General features: G+C 72.8%; 14 protein-coding genes. 8 read left to right on the top strand and 6 right to left on the bottom strand.

From position 1 onward, the window contains the following. Nucleotides 1-14 precede the first annotated feature (14 nt). Both WMF42_RS33610 and WMF42_RS33605 read right to left on the bottom strand, forming a co-directional pair. Nucleotides 15-872 carry a hypothetical protein gene (locus tag WMF42_RS33610; protein WP_437686993.1) on the bottom strand — a complete coding sequence of 286 codons (858 nt, stop codon included), beginning with the start codon at nt 870-872 and terminating at the stop codon, nt 15-17. A gap of 178 nt (nt 873-1,050) precedes the next feature. Next, on the bottom strand, nt 1,051-1,800 hold the full coding sequence (locus WMF42_RS33605) for a TVP38/TMEM64 family protein (protein ID WP_061608251.1): 750 nt from the start codon (nt 1,798-1,800) through the stop codon (nt 1,051-1,053). 190 nt (nt 1,801-1,990) lie between these two features. Here WMF42_RS33605 and WMF42_RS33600 point away from each other — a divergent pair, with 190 nt between their 5' ends. Continuing rightward, nucleotides 1,991-3,247 (top strand): cytochrome P450, encoded by a 1,257-nt coding sequence (locus WMF42_RS33600; protein WP_437686991.1) that lies wholly within the window; start codon nt 1,991-1,993, stop codon nt 3,245-3,247. 553 nt (nt 3,248-3,800) lie between these two features. Here WMF42_RS33600 and WMF42_RS33595 read toward each other — a convergent pair. Beyond that, the gene (locus tag WMF42_RS33595) at nt 3,801-4,724 is read right to left on the bottom strand and encodes a transposase (protein WP_437686989.1); all 924 of its coding nucleotides are present in this window, start codon (nt 4,722-4,724) and stop codon (nt 3,801-3,803) included. A 453-nt stretch (nt 4,725-5,177) separates the two neighbouring features. Here WMF42_RS33595 and WMF42_RS33590 point away from each other — a divergent pair, with 453 nt between their 5' ends. The 7 genes from WMF42_RS33590 to ureG are packed head-to-tail and all read left to right on the top strand — an operon-like array spanning nt 5,178 to nt 10,358. Continuing rightward, nucleotides 5,178-6,032: an urease accessory protein UreD gene (locus tag WMF42_RS33590; RefSeq protein ID WP_437686987.1), complete on the top strand. Its 855-nt coding sequence runs from the start codon at nt 5,178-5,180 to the stop codon at nt 6,030-6,032. 10 nt (nt 6,033-6,042) lie between these two features. Next, on the top strand, nt 6,043-6,384 hold the full coding sequence (locus tag WMF42_RS33585; RefSeq protein ID WP_061608247.1) for an urease subunit gamma: 342 nt from the start codon (nt 6,043-6,045) through the stop codon (nt 6,382-6,384). 18 nt (nt 6,385-6,402) lie between these two features. Continuing rightward, on the top strand, nt 6,403-6,717 hold the full coding sequence (locus tag WMF42_RS33580; RefSeq protein WP_061608246.1) for an urease subunit beta: 315 nt from the start codon (nt 6,403-6,405) through the stop codon (nt 6,715-6,717). Between the two features lie 12 nt (nt 6,718-6,729). Further along, nucleotides 6,730-8,451, top strand: coding sequence for an urease subunit alpha (gene ureC, locus WMF42_RS33575; protein WP_437686984.1), 1,722 nt, complete (start codon nt 6,730-6,732; stop codon nt 8,449-8,451). A 1-nt stretch (nt 8,452) separates the two neighbouring features. Continuing rightward, nucleotides 8,453-9,040 (top strand): urease accessory protein UreE, encoded by a 588-nt coding sequence (locus WMF42_RS33570; RefSeq protein WP_437686982.1) that lies wholly within the window; start codon nt 8,453-8,455, stop codon nt 9,038-9,040. Continuing rightward, complete coding sequence (locus tag WMF42_RS33565) at nt 9,037-9,717, top strand: urease accessory protein UreF (protein ID WP_437686980.1); 681 nt, start codon at nt 9,037-9,039, stop codon at nt 9,715-9,717. The genes WMF42_RS33570 and WMF42_RS33565 overlap by 4 nt, the downstream gene beginning before the upstream one ends. Next, nucleotides 9,714-10,358 carry an urease accessory protein UreG gene (ureG, locus tag WMF42_RS33560; protein ID WP_061608242.1) on the top strand — a complete coding sequence of 215 codons (645 nt, stop codon included), beginning with the start codon at nt 9,714-9,716 and terminating at the stop codon, nt 10,356-10,358. Before WMF42_RS33565 ends, ureG begins: the two co-directional genes overlap by 4 nt. 75 nt (nt 10,359-10,433) lie before the next feature. On the opposite strand, the gene WMF42_RS33555 is transcribed toward ureG, so the two are convergent. The 3 genes from WMF42_RS33555 to WMF42_RS33545 all read right to left on the bottom strand — a co-directional run bounded on the left by WMF42_RS33555 (nt 10,434) and on the right by WMF42_RS33545 (nt 15,745). After that, on the bottom strand, nt 10,434-11,432 hold the full coding sequence (locus WMF42_RS33555) for an alpha/beta hydrolase (protein ID WP_437686978.1): 999 nt from the start codon (nt 11,430-11,432) through the stop codon (nt 10,434-10,436). Nucleotides 11,433-11,486: 54 nt separating this feature from the next. Beyond that, on the bottom strand, nt 11,487-15,473 hold the full coding sequence (locus WMF42_RS33550) for an ATP-binding protein (RefSeq protein ID WP_437686976.1): 3,987 nt from the start codon (nt 15,471-15,473) through the stop codon (nt 11,487-11,489). 128 nt (nt 15,474-15,601) lie between these two features. After that, nucleotides 15,602-15,745: a hypothetical protein gene (locus WMF42_RS33545; RefSeq protein WP_155798387.1), complete on the bottom strand. Its 144-nt coding sequence runs from the start codon at nt 15,743-15,745 to the stop codon at nt 15,602-15,604. Nucleotides 15,746-15,774: the final 29 nt, after the last annotated feature.

Below are 15,774 nucleotides of genomic sequence, written 5' to 3'. Positions count from 1 at the left end.
CTCGCTCGTCGAGCTCACGCGGTCCGGGGCCGCTCCACGCGGAGCTCGGTCCAGGGAGACGTCTGCTCGGCGAGGGTACGGTACGCGAGCGCCACGGCGCCGACGAAGAAGAGCGCGAGCGCGGCCGGGCCGATGCCGATGCCGCCGGCGGGGCCGACGCCGACGTCGCCGGCCGGGCCGAGGGCGCCGAGGACGTCCGCGTGGAACGCGCGGAACAGGCCGAGGTGGAGCGCTGTGAGCGCCGCGCCGAGGGCGACGGCCCAGGCGCGGTGGAAGCGCGCGCGCCGGGCGTGGTGGGCGATGACCGTGTCGGAGGAGACGCAGAGGTTGCCGTGCGCGGGCGCGCGGAGCACCCAGGCCTGCGCCGCGTCGCGGTACCCCTTGCCGGCGGCGCTGGGGTCGATCTCGCGGCGCACGGAGCCCGCGATGTAGATGGCGTCGCCGGGGCGGACCTCGGACCTGTAGATGAAGGCGCCGCCGCGGCTCGCCGGCACGAAGGTCGTGTCGAGGGTCAAACGACCGCTCGCCGGCTCGACGCGCACCGCGGCCCCCGAGGGGAGCCGGAGCGAGAACGCGCGCGCCCGGGTGTCCCACGCGCCCGGCGAGGCGCCCGGGACGCTCTGGCCGCCGCCCGGGATCTCGACCGCGATCACCGCGGCGTCGGGCGCGGCGTCGTCCGCGCCCACCTCGCCGCGGAGCAGGGCGAACCCCTCGCGCATCGCGTCCGGCGAGGCCGAAGGGCTCCGCGCATAGGCGGCGACCTGCGAGCGCCGCTGGTGGTGGATGCAGCGCCCGATCGCGATCGCGAACGCGACGCCCAGCACCACCCCGGCGACCCCGTACACGATGAGGAAGCTGGCGATGAAACCCATCCGGCGAGCGTAAACGTGCGGCTTCGGCGCGTCGAGACGGGCAGGTACCACCGCAGGCGAGCCAGCCCATCAGGTGCTCCTGCCATCCCACATGGCGAGCGCGTGTGCGCTTTGCTCGGGGGTAGTAAGGAGCATTTCCCAAGGCGCGCGGGCCGCAAGGACGCTCGCCAGGAGCGGCTCATCGCGGCGGCGCCCCGCGCTCCCGCGCCGCCCGGCGCCAGCGCTCCGGCAGGCGCACGATCACCAGCAGCGCGAGCGCGGGAAGCAGCACGATCCCCGCGAACAGCAGCAGGATCGACGTGAGCCGCGCGGCGGAGGCGCCCAGCCCCGCGTAGGTCGCCGAGATGCCCAGGTTCGCCAGGGCGGTGACCGCGAAGAACGCGCGGCGCGGCATGCGGCCTGCGCCGGCGAAGACGACCGAGGCCTCGGAGAGCACCGGCACGCCGCGGAAGAGGAGCAGGAACCAGGGGCCGTGCCGCTCGGCGGCCCGCGCGAGGCGGGCGAGCTCCGCCTCGCCCACCATCCGCCGGAGCGCCGGCGCCCCGGCCCGCGCGCCGAGCGCGTACCCGAGCGCCGAGCCCGCCATCATGCCCGCCCAGGACACCGCCGTCCCGCGCCAGAAGCCGAGCAGCCCGCCCGCCGCCGTGCTCACGAAGCTCGACGGGACCGGCAGGAGCACGTCGCCCGCGAGCAACCCCGCGAGCACGAGCGCCGTCGCGGCGGCCGGGGGAGGCGACGCGAGCAGCCCCCGGGCCGCCGCCTCGAGTCGGTCCGCGAAGAGGAAGAAGGGCACGAGGATGGCCAGGAGCAGCAGGCCGGAGAAGCCCGCCCACCCCGCCCAGGAGCGCCGCGCGCGCGCCGGCGCGCCGGGGGCGGAAGAGCTCTCCGGGGAGCGGGGCGAGGTGGAGCCAGGGGGCGAAGACGGCAAGTTCGGAGGTCTCCCGGCGCGCCTGGCATCCAGGCGGTCGGCGCGTCCGGCCCTTGTACCAGACGCTGGCGACCACAGCTCCGGGTGATGTAGATCACAAGAGATGCGCTTTGGACAGTCCACGGGCCGGGCTCTCCGGCGCCGGGACGAGCTCCGTCACCCTTTCGCCCACGCAGAGGAGATCTTCAGCATGACCGAACCCGACGCGCTGCGCGCCGCCCTCGCCGCGGAGAACCTCTTCAGCCCCGAGCACATCACCGATCCGTACCCGCTCTATGCGCAGGCCCGCCGCGCTGCGCCCGTCTTCTTCAACGCGTCCGCGAACTGCTGGATGGTCACGCGCATCGAGGACATCCTGGCGGTGCTGCGCGACACGGAGCGCTTCTCGTCGAAATACCTGATGAGCCCGAGGACCCCGCTGGCGCCGGAGATCGTCGCGCTGCTCGGGGACGCCGACGCGCGGCTGCCGACGCTCCTCACGACCGACCCGCCCGATCACACGCGGCTCCGCGGGCTGCTCAGCAAGGGCTTCTCCGCGCAGCGGATCGCCGCCATGGAGCCGGAGATCCAGGCGATCGCCGACGGGCTGATCGACGGCTTCGTCGCCGACGGCAGGGCCGACCTGGTCCCGCGCTTCGCGTTCCCGTTCACGTCGTTCGTGATCGGCGACATGCTCGGCATGCCGCGCGCGGACATCGCCCGGCTGAAGCGCTGGTCCGACGACTGGATCCGGCTCGTGTGGAACGTGGAGCCCGTCGAGCAGCTCATCGAGGCGGCGCGGGGGCTGGCGGCGTTCCAGCGCTACTTCGCCGAGGTGATCGCGGAGCGCCGGCGCCGCCCGGGCGACGATCTGCTCTCGGCGCTGATCCAGGCGCACCTCGACGACGACGCGCGGCTCAGCGAGGAGGAGCTGATCGCCGTGCCGATGCAGCTCATCATGGCCGGGCACGAGACGACGCTGCACCTGATCGGCAACGCGCTTGTGCCGTTGCTGGAGCGCCCGGCGCTCCTCGCCGCGGCGCGCGCGGACCGGGGGCTGATGGGGCACGTCGTCGAGGAGGCGCTGCGGATCGACGCGCCGGTGCTCTGGATAAGCCGCCGGGCGACGGTGGAGGTCGAGCTGGGCGGCGTGACGATCCCGGCGGGCGCGACGCTCCAGCTCGCTGCCTGCGCGGCCAACCGCGAGGAGAGCCTGTTCAGCGAGCCGGCGACGTTCGAACCGTGCCGGCCGAACGCCGACCGCCACCTCAGCTTCGGCCGGGGCGCGCACTTCTGCCTGGGCGCGCCGCTCGCCCGGCTGGAGGCCCGCGTCGCGCTCGAGCGGCTCCTCGCGCGGCTGCCCAACCTGCGCCTCGATCCGGAGCAGCCGCCGGAGCGCGCCACGTCGATCGGCTTCCGCGGCTACGCGCGCCTCGTGGCGCTCTGGGACGCACCGCCCGGGCCGTGAGCTCCGGGACGGAGTCACCCGACCCGGGTTGCAGTCACCCGACCCGGGTTGTGAGTCACCCGACCCGGGTTGAGTCACCCGACCCGGGTTGAGTCACCCGACCCGGGTTGAGCCACCCGACCCGGGTTGAGCCACCCGACCCGGGTTGAGCCACCCGACCCGGGTTGAGCCACCCGACCCGGGTTGAGTCCACGGTCCACCCGACCAGCCCACGGTCCAACCCGACCGGGGTTCGGCAGCTCGACCGGGGTTCGGCAGCTCGGGGTTCGGCAGCTCGATCCGTGCAGCCGCAAGCCATCCGATCTGGGGTGGGAAACCCGATCGGGTTGAGCTACCAGCCATTCGACCCGGGGTCGGCAACTCGGCAACCGCAACCCGGGTCAGGTTGAGCCCCGCTTCCTCCACGCTCGGTGCAGCACGAAGTGAGCCCATTCGCGCAGCGCGCGTGAATGATCCTTCGCCCGCTTAGCCTTCTCGGAGCGCACGTCCCCCAAGAGCGCGCGTCGACGCCGCGCCCTCTTGCCCGTCTCGCTGTACTGAACCCGCGCCGAGACTACATCGGTGTGAGCACAGCGTCGGTCACGTGAACGCCGTGAAATATGCGCATCCACCACGTACCCCCCGGGAATACGGCGCTGCGTACACCAGCACGCCATCGTTCGAGCGCGGCGCGGTACGTGGCGCGAAATGCCCGAACAGCGGAGGCTGCGATTCTCCACGTATCACGCTGCTCACGGCCCACCGCGAATGTCGGATTGCGATCGCGGATCGCCTCGAAGGTCGTGGCTCGCTCGTAGGGGGAGACCTTGCTGGCGCTCTCGGCGCCCAAGAAGCGCAACCCTTGCCGATGTGCCTCCGCATGTGCCTGCGCTTCGTAGCGCTCGAGCTCGGCGGCAACCGCATGACGGAAGCCCTCCGCGCTGTCTTGCTCGACGGTGGGCGGCAGCGCGAGCTGGAGCGTCACTTGCTCCGGCCATTGCGGGTTCTCCGGGTCAAAATACGCCACGGGACGGGTCGCGCGTAGCTCGCCGCGGCCGATCTCGCAAACATCCACCTTGGCGCCCGGCCACTCACGCGCATGGCCCACCAGGCCAGCGGCCACAGGGTTCGCGAGAACGTAGGCGATCTTCTCGACCACCGCCGCGTGTGTCAGCAGCCGCACAACGCTCGTGGCTTCGTGGTCCCATACCGGCCCTTCCCACCCGCGGAGCACCTTGGTGCCGAGCGCGACGATACGGTGGAAAAATTGCAGGAAGCGCGGCAGGACGCCGTTCGCATCGGTGACGACGATGTGCAGATGCGATGACATCGCGCAGAGCGCATGGACCTTGATGCAGTAGCGGCGCGCCGAGACCGCGAGGGCGTAGATCAGGAACTGGGTGATGGCCGCGTCGGGGCGGAAGAGGAGGTGCCTGCGGAGGACGCGACGCGTGATCAGGTAGGTGGCGCCGGGGGCAATATTGCGGGGCTGGCTCATGGCCGTTACACATCATCAAACGGCGTGCCGGCCGTCCTGGTGGGGCATTTCGAACATTGGGAGCGCTCCGTGGGTGGCGGCCGCCAGGGTGTTCCGCCGATCCCGCCAGGTAGCCTTGACCTGGGCTGCTGATGTTCGCCCAACCTCGCTGCTGTTGGCCCAACCTCGGTCGGGTCACACCGGTCGCCTAACCTGGGTCGGGTCGCCCCAACCTCGGTCGGGTCACACCGGTCGCCTAACCTGGGTCGGGTCGCCCACCAACCTGGGTCGGGTCGGGCCACCACCAACCTGGGTCGGGTCAGGCCACCAACCTGGGTCGGGTCAGGCCATCACCGGGAGGGCAAAGTTCCATGGACAGCGCTGCGTTGGCTGGAGTACAAGCCCCAAGCCGGATCGACGAGCACCTCACCGCGGCGGGGTAAGATGCTTGCGCACAAGCGACAAGGGTTCCCCATGGCTGACCCGACCGATCACCCCGAGCACCGCCTGGGTCTGCAGCGGGACAACGGATTCCTCGACGTCCGCTTCGAGCGTCACGACCGCACCAGGGCTGTGCACCTCGCCCACCGCGCCCCGTGCCGCATGCTCTTCCCGCGGCAAGAGCCGGACGAGCCGCTCCTCGGCGTGTTCATCACCACATCCGGCGGCATGGCCGGAGGCGACGTCCTCCGCGTCTCGGTCGAGGCCTGCCGCGGCGCCACCGCCACCGTGACGAGCCAGGCCGCCGAGAAGATCTACCCTTCGCTGGGCGCCCCGAGCCGCCTCTCGTTCCGTCTCCGCGTCGAGGCGGGCGCCGCGCTCGAGTGGCTGCCCCGCGAGACCATCCTGTTCAACAACGCCCACCTCGAGCGGCGCGTCGACCTCGACGTCGACCCCGGCGGGAGCCTCCTCGCGCTCGACCTCACCGTCTTCGGCCGCCTGGCACGCGGCGAGCGCTTCACGGCCGGCGCGCTGCACGACGTCTGGCGCGTCCGGCGCGGAGGGCGCCTCGTGTGGGCCGACGCGCTCGCCCTCTCCGGCGAGTTCGCCGCGCAGATCGCGAGCCCCGCCGGCTTCGGCGGCGCCACCGCGGCGGGGCTCGCGCTGCTCGTCGCCGACGACGCGGCCGCCTGGGTCGACGAGGCGCGCGCGCGGCTCGCCCGCGGGGCGTCCCGCGCGGGCGCCACGCTCGTCGGCGGCGTGCTCGTGGCCCGGGCGCTCGGCGCGGAGCCGGCGCACGTGCGCCGCGATCTCACCGATCTTGTCTCGTGGCTCAGGGCGGCGCGCTCGGGCCATCCGGCGCGCATGCCGCGGTTCTGGTCGATCTGAGGAGGAGTCGATGAATCTCACCCCCCGAGAGAAGGACAAACTGCTGATCTCCGTCGCCGCGATGGTCGCGCGCCGGCGGCTCGAGCGCGGCGTCAAGCTCAATTACCCGGAGGCGATCGCGCTCATCTCCGACTTCGTGCTCGAGGGCGCCCGCGACGGCCATTCGGTCGAGGACCTGATGAGCCGAGGCGCGCGCGTGATCTTCCTGGATCAGGTGATGGAGGGCGTCGCCGAGATGATCCACGACGTCCAGGTCGAGGCGACCTTCCCCGACGGCACGAAGCTCGTCACGGTCCACAACCCTATCGGCCCGCGGCTCGGGATTCACGCGGCGCCCCAGGACAAGGCGTAGAGGCGAGGAGGAGCATCCATGATTCCCGGAGAGATCATCACCCCCGCGGGGCAAGCCGACCTCCAGCTCAACGTGGGCCGGCCGGTCGCCACGATCACGGTCAAGAACACCGGCGATCGGCCGATCCAGGTCGGCAGCCATTACCATTTCTACGAGGTCAACGAGGCGCTCCATTTCGACCGCGAGAAGGCGCGCGGCATGCGGCTCGACATCCCGGCCGGCACCGCGAGGCGCTTCGAGCCGGGCGAGACGTGCGAGGACGTGCCGCTCGTGGCCTTCGGCGGCGCCCGCGTCGTCGTGGGCTTTCAGGGCAAGATCAACGGCTCACTCTAGGAGACTCCGGCGATGCCCCATCCGATCTCTCATTCCAGCTACGCGAGCCTGTACGGCCCGACCGTGGGCGACAAGGTGCGGCTCGCCGACACCGATCTCCTCATCGAGGTCGAGCAGGACCTCACTGCCCTCCAGGGATACGGCGAGGAGGTCACGTTCGGCGGCGGCAAGGTCATCCGCGACGGCATGGGCCAGTCCCAGCGGACGCAGGCCGAGGGCGCCGTCGACACGGTGATCGTCAACGCGCTCATCCTCGACCACTGGGGCATCGTCAAGGCGGACATCGGCATCCGGGAGGGCCGGATCGCCGCCATCGGCAAGGCCGGCAACCCCGACGTGCAGGACGGCGTGACCATCATCATCGGCCCCGGCACCGAGGTCATCGCGGGCGCCGGGAAGATCGTCACCGCCGGCGGCATCGACACGCACGTGCACTTCATCTGTCCGCAGCTCGTCGAGGAGGCGCTCTGCTCGGGCCTGACAACGCTGATGGGCGGGGGCACCGGACCGGCGGCGGGCACGGCCGCGACCACCTGTACGCCCGGCCCCTTCCACCTCCGGCGCATGCTCCAGGCCGCCGAGGCGCTGCCGGTCAACATCGGCCTGTTCGGCAAGGGGAACACGAGCCGGCCCGCTGCCCTCGTCGAGCAGATCGAGGCTGGCGCTTGCGGGCTGAAGCTCCATGAAGACTGGGGCACCACCCCCGCGGCGATCGACAACTGCCTCTCCGTGGCCGACGCGTACGACGTCCAGGTGGCGCTCCACTCCGACACGCTGAACGAGAGCGGCTTCGTCCAGGATACGATCCGCGCCTTCAAGGGGCGGACGATCCACGCGTTCCACACCGAGGGGGCCGGGGGCGGCCACGCGCCCGACGTCATCGCGCTGGTCGGGGAGCCCAACGTGCTCCCGGCGTCCACCAACCCGACCCGGCCCTATACCCGGAACACTGTCGTCGAGCACCTCGACATGCTCATGGTCTGTCATCACCTCAAGAAGGAGATCCCGGAGGACGTGAAGTTCGCCGAGAGCCGCATCCGGAAGGAGACGATCGCGGCCGAGGACATCCTGCACGACATCGGGGCCATCTCCATCATGGCGAGCGACAGCCAGGCGATGGGGCGCGTCGGCGAGGTCGTGCTGCGGACCTGGCAGACCGCCCACAAGATGAAGAGCCAGCGCGGCAAGCTGCCGAAGGACGGCCCGGGCAACGACAACTTCCGCGCCAAGCGGTATGTCGCCAAGTACACGATCAACCCGGCCATCGCCCAGGGCGTCAGCCGGCACATCGGCTCGGTCGAGGTCGGCAAGCTCGCCGATCTCGTGATCTGGTCGCCTGCCTTCTTCGGGGTCAAGCCGGACATGGTGCTCAAGGGCGGCTCGATCGTCACGGTGCCGATGGGCGATCCCAACGCCGCGATCCCGACGCCGCAGCCCGTGCATTACCGGCCGATGTTCGCGGCGTATGGCCGGAGCGCGATCGAGAGCTCGGTGCTGTTCGTCAGCCAGGCGTCGCTCCAGCGCGGGGTCGCGTCGACGGCGGGGCTGTCGCGCCCGCTGCTCGCTGTGGAGAACACGCGGTCCGGGATCTCGAAGGCGAGCATGATCCACAACAGCGAGACGCCGCGCATCGAGGTCGATCCGGAGCACTACACGGTGAAGGCCGACGGCGAGCTGCTCACCTGCGAGCCGGCGGAGGTGCTCCCCATGGCCCAGCGCTACTTCCTGTACTGACATGCGACGCGCCATCGAGGTCATTCCCCGCACGAGCACGCCCGAGACCGCCGCCGAGGCGTGCGTGACGCTCGCCTACGACGACCGGCACCGCCGGCGGATCCGGCTCGCGACCGACGGAGGGTGGGAGTTCCTGCTCGACCTTCCGGAGGCGACAGTGCTCGGCGACGGGGACGGCCTTCGCCTCGAGGACGGCGCCTGGCTCCTGGTCCGCGCCGCGGACGAGGAGCTCGTCGCTGTCACGTGCCGTCATGCGACGGACCTGGCCCGCATCGCCTGGCACATAGGCAACCGGCATATCCCGGCGGCCTTCGACGGCGTGCGGATCCTCATCCGCCACGATCACGTCATCGTCGACATGGTCCGGGGGCTCGGCGCCGAGGCGGCGCCGCTCCGCGCGCCCTTCACGCCGGAGCGCGGCGCGTACGATCGGCAGTCGCGGCACGGTCATGGGCATTCTCATGAGCATGGGCATTCTCATGAGCATGGGCATTCTCATGAACATGGGCACTCCCATGAGCATGGGCACTCCCACGATCACGGGCATTCCCACGACCATGAGCACGATCGCGAGGGCCGACGCGGGTGATCGCCGTGGGAGAGGGAGCGCTCTACCGCCTGATGAGCTGGATGTCGCCGGCCTACCCGATCGGCGGCTTCAGCTACAGCCACGGGCTGGAGTGGGCGGTCGAGGCAGGCCTCCTCGGCACGGCGGAGCAGCTCCGGGCGTGGGTCGCGACGATCCTCGGCGAGGGCTCCGGCCAGGTCGACGCGGCGCTCCTCGCGGCCGCCTACCGCGCGGAGCAGGACCTCGAGCTCGACGAGGTGGCCGAGCTGGCGGCGGCGCTCCGGGGCACCCGCGAGCTCGCGCTGGAGAGCGCGCAGCAGGGCGCCGCGTTCCTCACCATCACCCGCGCCGCGTGGCCGCACCCTCGCCTCGACGCGTTCGCGGCGCGCCACGCGGGCGAGGCGTCGCTCCCTGTCGCGGTCGGGCTCGCCGCGGCCGCGCACGGCATACCCCTCGATCCGGCGCTGACGGCGTACCTGCACGCCTTCGGCTCCGGCCTGGTCTCGGCGGGCATCCGGCTCATCCCGCTCGGCCAGACGGACGGCCAGCGGGTCGTGGCGGCGCTCGAGCCCGTCATCGTCGACGCCGCCCGGCGCGCCCGGGAGACGCCGCTCGATCGCATCGGCGCCGCGACGCCGGGCGTCGATCTCTCGTCGATGCAACACGAAACCCAGCACACGAGGTTATTCCGCTCATGACAACAAGCACCCACGGCCCCCTCCGTGTCGGTATCGGAGGGCCGGTCGGCTCCGGCAAGACGGCGCTCGTCGACCGCCTCTGCAAGCGCATGCGCGACGAGTGGCGCGTCGCCGTCGTCACCAACGACATCTACACGAAGGAAGACGCCGAGTTCCTGACCCGCTCGGGCGCGCTCAGCCCCGAGCGCATCGTCGGCGTCGAGACCGGCGGCTGCCCCCACACGGCGATCCGCGAGGACGCCTCCATCAACCTGGCGGCCGTCCGCGAGATCGCCCAGCGCCTCGCCCCGCTCGACCTCGTGTTCGTCGAGTCCGGCGGGGACAACCTGGCCGCGACCTTCTCGCCGGAGCTCGCCGATCTCACCCTCTACGTCATCGACGTGTCGGCCGGCGACAAGATCCCGCGCAAGGGCGGCCCGGGCATCACCCGCTCGGACCTGCTCATCATCAACAAGATCGACCTCGCCCCCATGGTCGGCGCGAGCCTCGAGGTGATGGACCGCGACGCCCGCAAGATGCGGGGCGACAGGCCGTTCCTGTTCACCAACCTCAAGGAGAACAAGGGCGTCGAGGAGATCGCCGCCTTCATCGTCAAGAAGGGCGGCCTCGACGCGGGGAACCGCGCCCCGGCAGGCGGCTGAGGGGCCGCGGGCGCCGGAGGCGGTGCACCCTGGGCTCCTGCGCCCAGGGCAGCGGGCTGGCATTCCTCAGGGGAGTCAGGGCAGGCAGCTCGGCGTCTCGGGCCTGCCGCGCAGCCAGCCGGCGATGCGCTCGCCGGCCGCCGGGCCGCTGCGGTGGAGCATGTACGTGTGTCCTGCCTGCCGCACGGTATCGAGCGTCACCGACGGCGAATGGATGAAGCTGGCCGCCGCGAGGGGCGCGAACGCCGCGGGGAACAGCCGATCGCCGTCGGCGAGCTGCAGGAGCACAGGGACACGGACGAACGGCGCGAGGACGCGCGAGGGCTGGAGGGTGATCGTGAGGATCTCGCCGCTGGGCGTCAGGTGGGCGGCGGCGGTGTCCGCGGCGACGACCCAGGGCTCGGCGGCGGCCGTGTAGAACATCTGGGCGCGATGCGACGGCGTGCCCAGGAAGTACTCGTAATCGCTGCGCAGCGCGCGCGGGATGTCGCCGGTCGCGAAATCGACGAGGAACCGCGTGGAGGGGAACTGGTGGTACCCCATCGCGATCAGGGCATCGACGTCGTTGAACAGGCCCGCCTCGAGCTCCGAGATCTCGGCGCCGGCGCTGTGGCCGCCGATCGCGACGTGCGCGAACTCCCCGCGGAGCTGCTGGACGATCTGGTGAGCGAACTCGGCGTGCACGTCCACCGTCGCCCGGTATCCGTCATCCAGGGTGCTCGCGCCGTACCCGAGCCGGTCGATGGCCACCACGGTGTAGCCGGCGTCGGCCAGGGTGCGCGCGTAGGAATAGCCCTGCTCGGGGCTGAAATCCCAGGCCTCGGCGCCATAGGAGAGGCCGTGCAGCAGCAGCACGACCGACGTGGCCGCGCACGGCGGGTCGACGCGAAAGCCGTGGATCTCGCGCTCGACGCTCCGCGCGTAGGGATCCGTCACGCGGTAGGTCGCCGGAGTACGCTCCAGAGGGCCGCTGTCCGCGCGCGCGACGGGGAGGCCGGCGGACGCCATGGCCAGGAGCGCGGCCCCGACGACAGAGGAGCGGTGATGCTTCAGGGTTCGAAAGCGTAGGTTCATCCCGGCATCGTAAGCCAGGATACGGCGCGAAGCACCCGGGCCGCACGATCTCGTTCATGACGCCGCGGCGCCGCGCTCCGGCGTGGCCAGCCGCTCGCCGAGCTCGCGGATCCGGAACTCCTCGGCCAGCCCGCGCACCTCCCGGAGCCACGGCGCGAGCCGCGGGTCCTCCACCTCGAGCGCGGCGAGCCGCTGCACGACGTCCTGGATGCGGCCCCGGTCGACGAGCTCGGCGAGGCGCGCGAGCTCGTCCGCGGGCGGCGGCACGACCGGCTCGCGCGGCAGCGCCTCGCCGTCGCCGCCGTCGTTCACGCCGCGCGCGCTCGCGGGGGCCGCGCGGATCCAGGTGAGGGTGAGGCGCCGCTCCAGGAGCTCGAGCAGGGCGCCGAGCGCGATCGGCTTGGCGAGGAAGCCGTCGCAGCCCGCGGCCGCGCTGCGCGCCCGCTCGGGGGCCTCCACGCTCGCCGACGTGGCGACGATCGGCACGCCGGCGAGCCCGGGGAGCCGGCGGATGCGGCGCGCGGCCTCGTCGCCGCCGAGACCGGGCATGCGGAGATCCATCAGCACGAGGTCCGGCCGGCGCCCCTCCGCCAGCGCGACGGCCGCCTCTCCGCCCGCGGCCTCGAGGACCTCGAACCCGAGCGGCGCGAGCGCGTCCCGCAGGAAGGCGCGGTTGTCCTCGTTGTCGTCGACGGCGAGGATCGTCCGGCGCGCGCCCTCGTAGCCGGTGATCGCCGCGGCCCCGCGCCGCTCGTCGACCCGCGGCTCGCCGGCGAGCGCGGGGAGGTCGAGGGCCACGGTGAAGGTGCTGCCCTCGCCGGGCGCGCTCTCCACGTCGATGCGGCCGCCCATCTGGTCCACGATGCGCCGGCTGATCGCGAGCCCCAGGCCCGCGCCCTCGAGGCGCGCGCGCTCGTCGCCTGCCTGCTCGAACGGCTCGAAGATGCGGGCGACATCCGCCGGCGCGATGCCGGGGCCGGTGTCCTCGACGCGGAAGAGGGCGCCGCCGCCCGCGCCCGCGTCGCGCGCCATGACGCGGAAGCTCACCCGCCCCTCCCGGGTGAACTTGATGGCGTTGCCGAGCAGGTTGAGCAGCACCTGCGTCAGCCGCCGCTCGTCGACCCGCACCCACCCCGGCGTGCCCTCCGCGACCTCGTGCTCGAACGCGAGCCCCTTCTGCGCCGCGCGCACCTTGCACAGCTCCGCGACCGCCCGCGCGAGCGACGGCAGGTGGACGTCGCCCGGCGCGAGGTCCATCCGGCCCGCCTCGATGCGGGCGAGATCGAGGACGTCGTCGATCAGGGTGAGCAGGTGCTCGCCCGACCGACGCACCACGTCCACGCTGGACCGGTCCTCCGGGGCGAGCCGGGGCGAGCGCTGGAGGAGCTGCGCGTAGCCGAGGATGCCGTTGAGGGGCGTGCGCAGCTCGTGGCTCATGCTGGCGAGGAACGTTGTCTTCGCCTGGTTCGCGGCGTCGGCGGCGTCCTTGGCGGCCTTGAGCTCGGCGGTGCGCTGCTCCACGAGCAGCTCCAGCTCGCGCGTGCGCCGCCGCAGCGCCCGGAGCCGCAGGCGCACGCCGCCGTAGCCGAGCCCGGACAGCGCCGCCGCGTAGCCGAGGTAAGCCCAGGCGGTGCGCCACGGCGCGGGCCGGACCTGGAACGCGACGGCCGCCGGGCCGGCGACGTTGCCGGCGTGGTCGCGGCCCCATACCTGGAAGGTGTACTCGCCGGGGGCGAGGTTCGTGTAGCGCGCGCTCACGTCCGCGCTCCACGCGCCCGGCGCCGCGTCGAAGCCGACGAGCTGGGTGCGGTACCGCGTGCTGCGCTCGTGGAAGAAGCTCAGCAGCGCATACTCGAACGAGACGGTGTTCTCGTCCCAGGCGAGCGACGCGCCGGGCGACAGGGCGAGCGCGCCGCGCGCGCGCAGAGCGCGCGCGTCGAGCTCGAGCGGCCGGGGCGTCACGTCCGGGACCTCCTCGGCCGGATCGAGCACCGCGAGCCCGTCGGCCGTGCCCGCCCAGACGCGGCCCTGGCCGTCCAGGAACGAGCCGTTCTGGTTGCACTCGTTGCTCGGCAGCCCATCGTCGGTGGTGAACGTGTAGGCGGTGAGCTCGGCGGGGTCGTCCGGCGTCGGGGCGCGCGGGGTGAAGCGGGTGACGCCGCGGCTGGTGAAGGCGTAGATCCGGCCCTGCCGGTCCGCGCGCACGCCGTAGACGATGCTGTCCGGCAGCGCCGGTCGGCTCCGCTCGTTCAGCGAATCGCGCCACGCCTCCGCGTCGAGGTCGTAGCGCGAGATGCCGCCCTGGGTGCCGACCCAGAGCACCCGGCGGCCGCGCGCGTCCCGGAGCTCGGCGAGCGCGGCGATCGCGTCCGAGGCGAGCGGCGCGTCCGCGGCCGTGTAGCTCCGCCACCGCCCGTCCTCGAGCCGTGAGAGCCCCTTCATGGTACCGAACCAGGTTGAGGTTTTTCCATCTGGGCTGGATGTTTCCAGGATGCTGGTCACGTGGTCGTCCGCGAGGGGCGCCCGCTCCCTCGTGAAGACCTGCCACGCGCCGTCCGCCTCGAGGCGCGCGGCCCCGCCGACCGTCCCGATCCAGAGCGCGCGCCCGTCCAGCGACTCCGACAGCCACCGGACACCGTCGTGGGGGAGCGGGGAGCTCTGCCTCGTGTACGCGGTGAGCTGCCCCCCTGCCCAGCGGTGGATCCCGCGGGTGTCGCTGCCGATCCAGACCACCCCGGGCTCGCGCGTCGACGGCAGGAGGAACGTCACCAGGTCGCCGAGCTTGCCGGCGAGCTCCGGGGCGTCGAGCGGCGCGAAGCCCTGCCCCGAGGACCGGACCACTGTGTTGTTCACGGCCGCCCACAGCTCCGGCGGGCCGCCCTGTCCCGGCGCGCGCACCTCGGCGATCGAGGTGATGCTGCCCGACAGGCCTGCATTGCGCTCCGTGAACCCGACCCACCCGTCGTGCCGCAGGCGCGCGAGGCCGCCGGCGTTGGTGCCGATCCAGAGCGTGCGGCCGCCGTGGACCCCGCCGGCCGTCGCGAGCGCCATCACGTGGTCGTCCGGCAGCGTGGAGCTCGTCTTCGTCAGCGCCGTCCAGGCCCCGCCCTGCAGCCGCGCGAGGCCGCCGCCGTAGGTGCCGACCCAGAGCGTCCGCGCGCCGGTGCCGCTCACCGTCTCGGCGAGCGCCCGCACGGGGTGCGCCAGCGCCGGCGCGCTCGCCGGGGTGAAGCTCTCCCACCGCCCGTCCGCGAGCCGGGCGAGGCCTCCCCGCGTGCCGACCCACAGCACGCGGCCCCCCGCGTCCCCCGGGGTCTCGAGCACGCTCGTGACCACGTCGGCGGGCAGCCCCTCCGCGCTCGACGCGAAGCGGGCGCAGCCCCGGGCGTCACACCGGAAGAGGCCCGCGCCGGTGCCGGCCCAGAGCCCCGGCTCCCCGCCGGGGAGCGTCGCCGCGTGCAGCGCGCGCACGTCCGGGTGCTCGAAGCCGGGCCCGAGGTCCACCCGCGTCCACCGCTCGCCGTCGAGCCGGTAGAGGCCGTCCGTGGTCCCGGCGAAGACCGCGCGACCCTGGCCGGTGGGCGCCTCGAGGAGCATCCGGATCGGCTTCTCGGCCGTGAGCCCCTCGGCCGCCCCGAAGCGCGTGAAGCGCCCCTCGGCGTGGCGGATGATCTGGCCGGTCACCATCCCGAACCAGACGGCGCCGTCCTGTCCCACGGCGACCCCCTGCACCCAGCTCGACCCGCCGCCTGTCGGCAAGGGCAGGGGTGTGAAGCGGCGCCCGTCGTAGGAAGCGGCGCCGTTCTGGGTGCCGATCCACAGGCGCCCGCCGGGCTCGAAGGCGATGGAGTTGATGGTGATCTGGGGGATGCCGTCCTCCACGTCGAAGACGCGCATGGACGGCGCGCCGAGCGCCCGGAGGCCGGCGGCGGGGGGGACGCGCGTGTCCGCCTCGGCGGGGGCGGGCGCGAGGGCCGCGCCGAGCCCGAGCGCGAGGGCGGCGCGCAGGCGCCGGCGGGGGAGAGAGGATCGGCCGAGCATGTAGGCCGCATCCTAGACGATGCCTGTCCAGGCGATGCCTCTCGGGATGGAACACGGGAGCGCGCCCCGCGGAGAGCTGGGGAGATGGACTGCCTCCGGAGCGGCGCCGATCGGCCCGCGCCGAGCGCTCATCCGGGGCCGGCCGCCTGCTCCTCGGGCGTCATGTCCGTGAACCGCTCTTCAAGCCACCTGATCAGGCTCGGGAGGTCCGTCTCCATGGACGCTCCCGGGACGACGCCCTCCGGCGCCACGATCGCGTTCGAGGAATCCATCGTGAGTCCTTGACGGCGCGCGCGGGGCA

Origin of the sequence: Sorangium sp. So ce176, from assembly GCF_051519835.1 — a bacterium.
GTDB classification, from domain to species: domain Bacteria; phylum Myxococcota_A; class Polyangia; order Polyangiales; family Polyangiaceae; genus Sorangium; species Sorangium cellulosum_G.
Note: the sequence above shows the minus strand (reverse complement) of the source record. Positions and strands in the feature narration are given on the sequence as shown.

Coding starts and splice junctions, on each gene's coding strand:
- WMF42_RS33550 (WP_437686976.1), bottom strand. CDS start 15,473: ATGCTCGGCCGATCCTCTCTCCCCCGCCGGCGCCTGCGCGCCGCCCTC.
- WMF42_RS33595 (WP_437686989.1), bottom strand. CDS start 4,724: ATGAGCCAGCCCCGCAATATTGCCCCCGGCGCCACCTACCTGATCACG.
- WMF42_RS33555 (WP_437686978.1), bottom strand. CDS start 11,432: ATGAACCTACGCTTTCGAACCCTGAAGCATCACCGCTCCTCTGTCGTC.
- WMF42_RS33590 (WP_437686987.1), top strand. CDS start 5,178: ATGGCTGACCCGACCGATCACCCCGAGCACCGCCTGGGTCTGCAGCGG.
- WMF42_RS33545 (WP_155798387.1), bottom strand. CDS start 15,745: ATGGATTCCTCGAACGCGATCGTGGCGCCGGAGGGCGTCGTCCCGGGA.
- ureC (WP_437686984.1), top strand. CDS start 6,730: ATGCCCCATCCGATCTCTCATTCCAGCTACGCGAGCCTGTACGGCCCG.
- WMF42_RS33610 (WP_437686993.1), bottom strand. CDS start 872: ATGGGTTTCATCGCCAGCTTCCTCATCGTGTACGGGGTCGCCGGGGTG.
- WMF42_RS33585 (WP_061608247.1), top strand. CDS start 6,043: ATGAATCTCACCCCCCGAGAGAAGGACAAACTGCTGATCTCCGTCGCC.
- ureG (WP_061608242.1), top strand. CDS start 9,714: ATGACAACAAGCACCCACGGCCCCCTCCGTGTCGGTATCGGAGGGCCG.
- WMF42_RS33570 (WP_437686982.1), top strand. CDS start 8,453: ATGCGACGCGCCATCGAGGTCATTCCCCGCACGAGCACGCCCGAGACC.
- WMF42_RS33580 (WP_061608246.1), top strand. CDS start 6,403: ATGATTCCCGGAGAGATCATCACCCCCGCGGGGCAAGCCGACCTCCAG.
- WMF42_RS33600 (WP_437686991.1), top strand. CDS start 1,991: ATGACCGAACCCGACGCGCTGCGCGCCGCCCTCGCCGCGGAGAACCTC.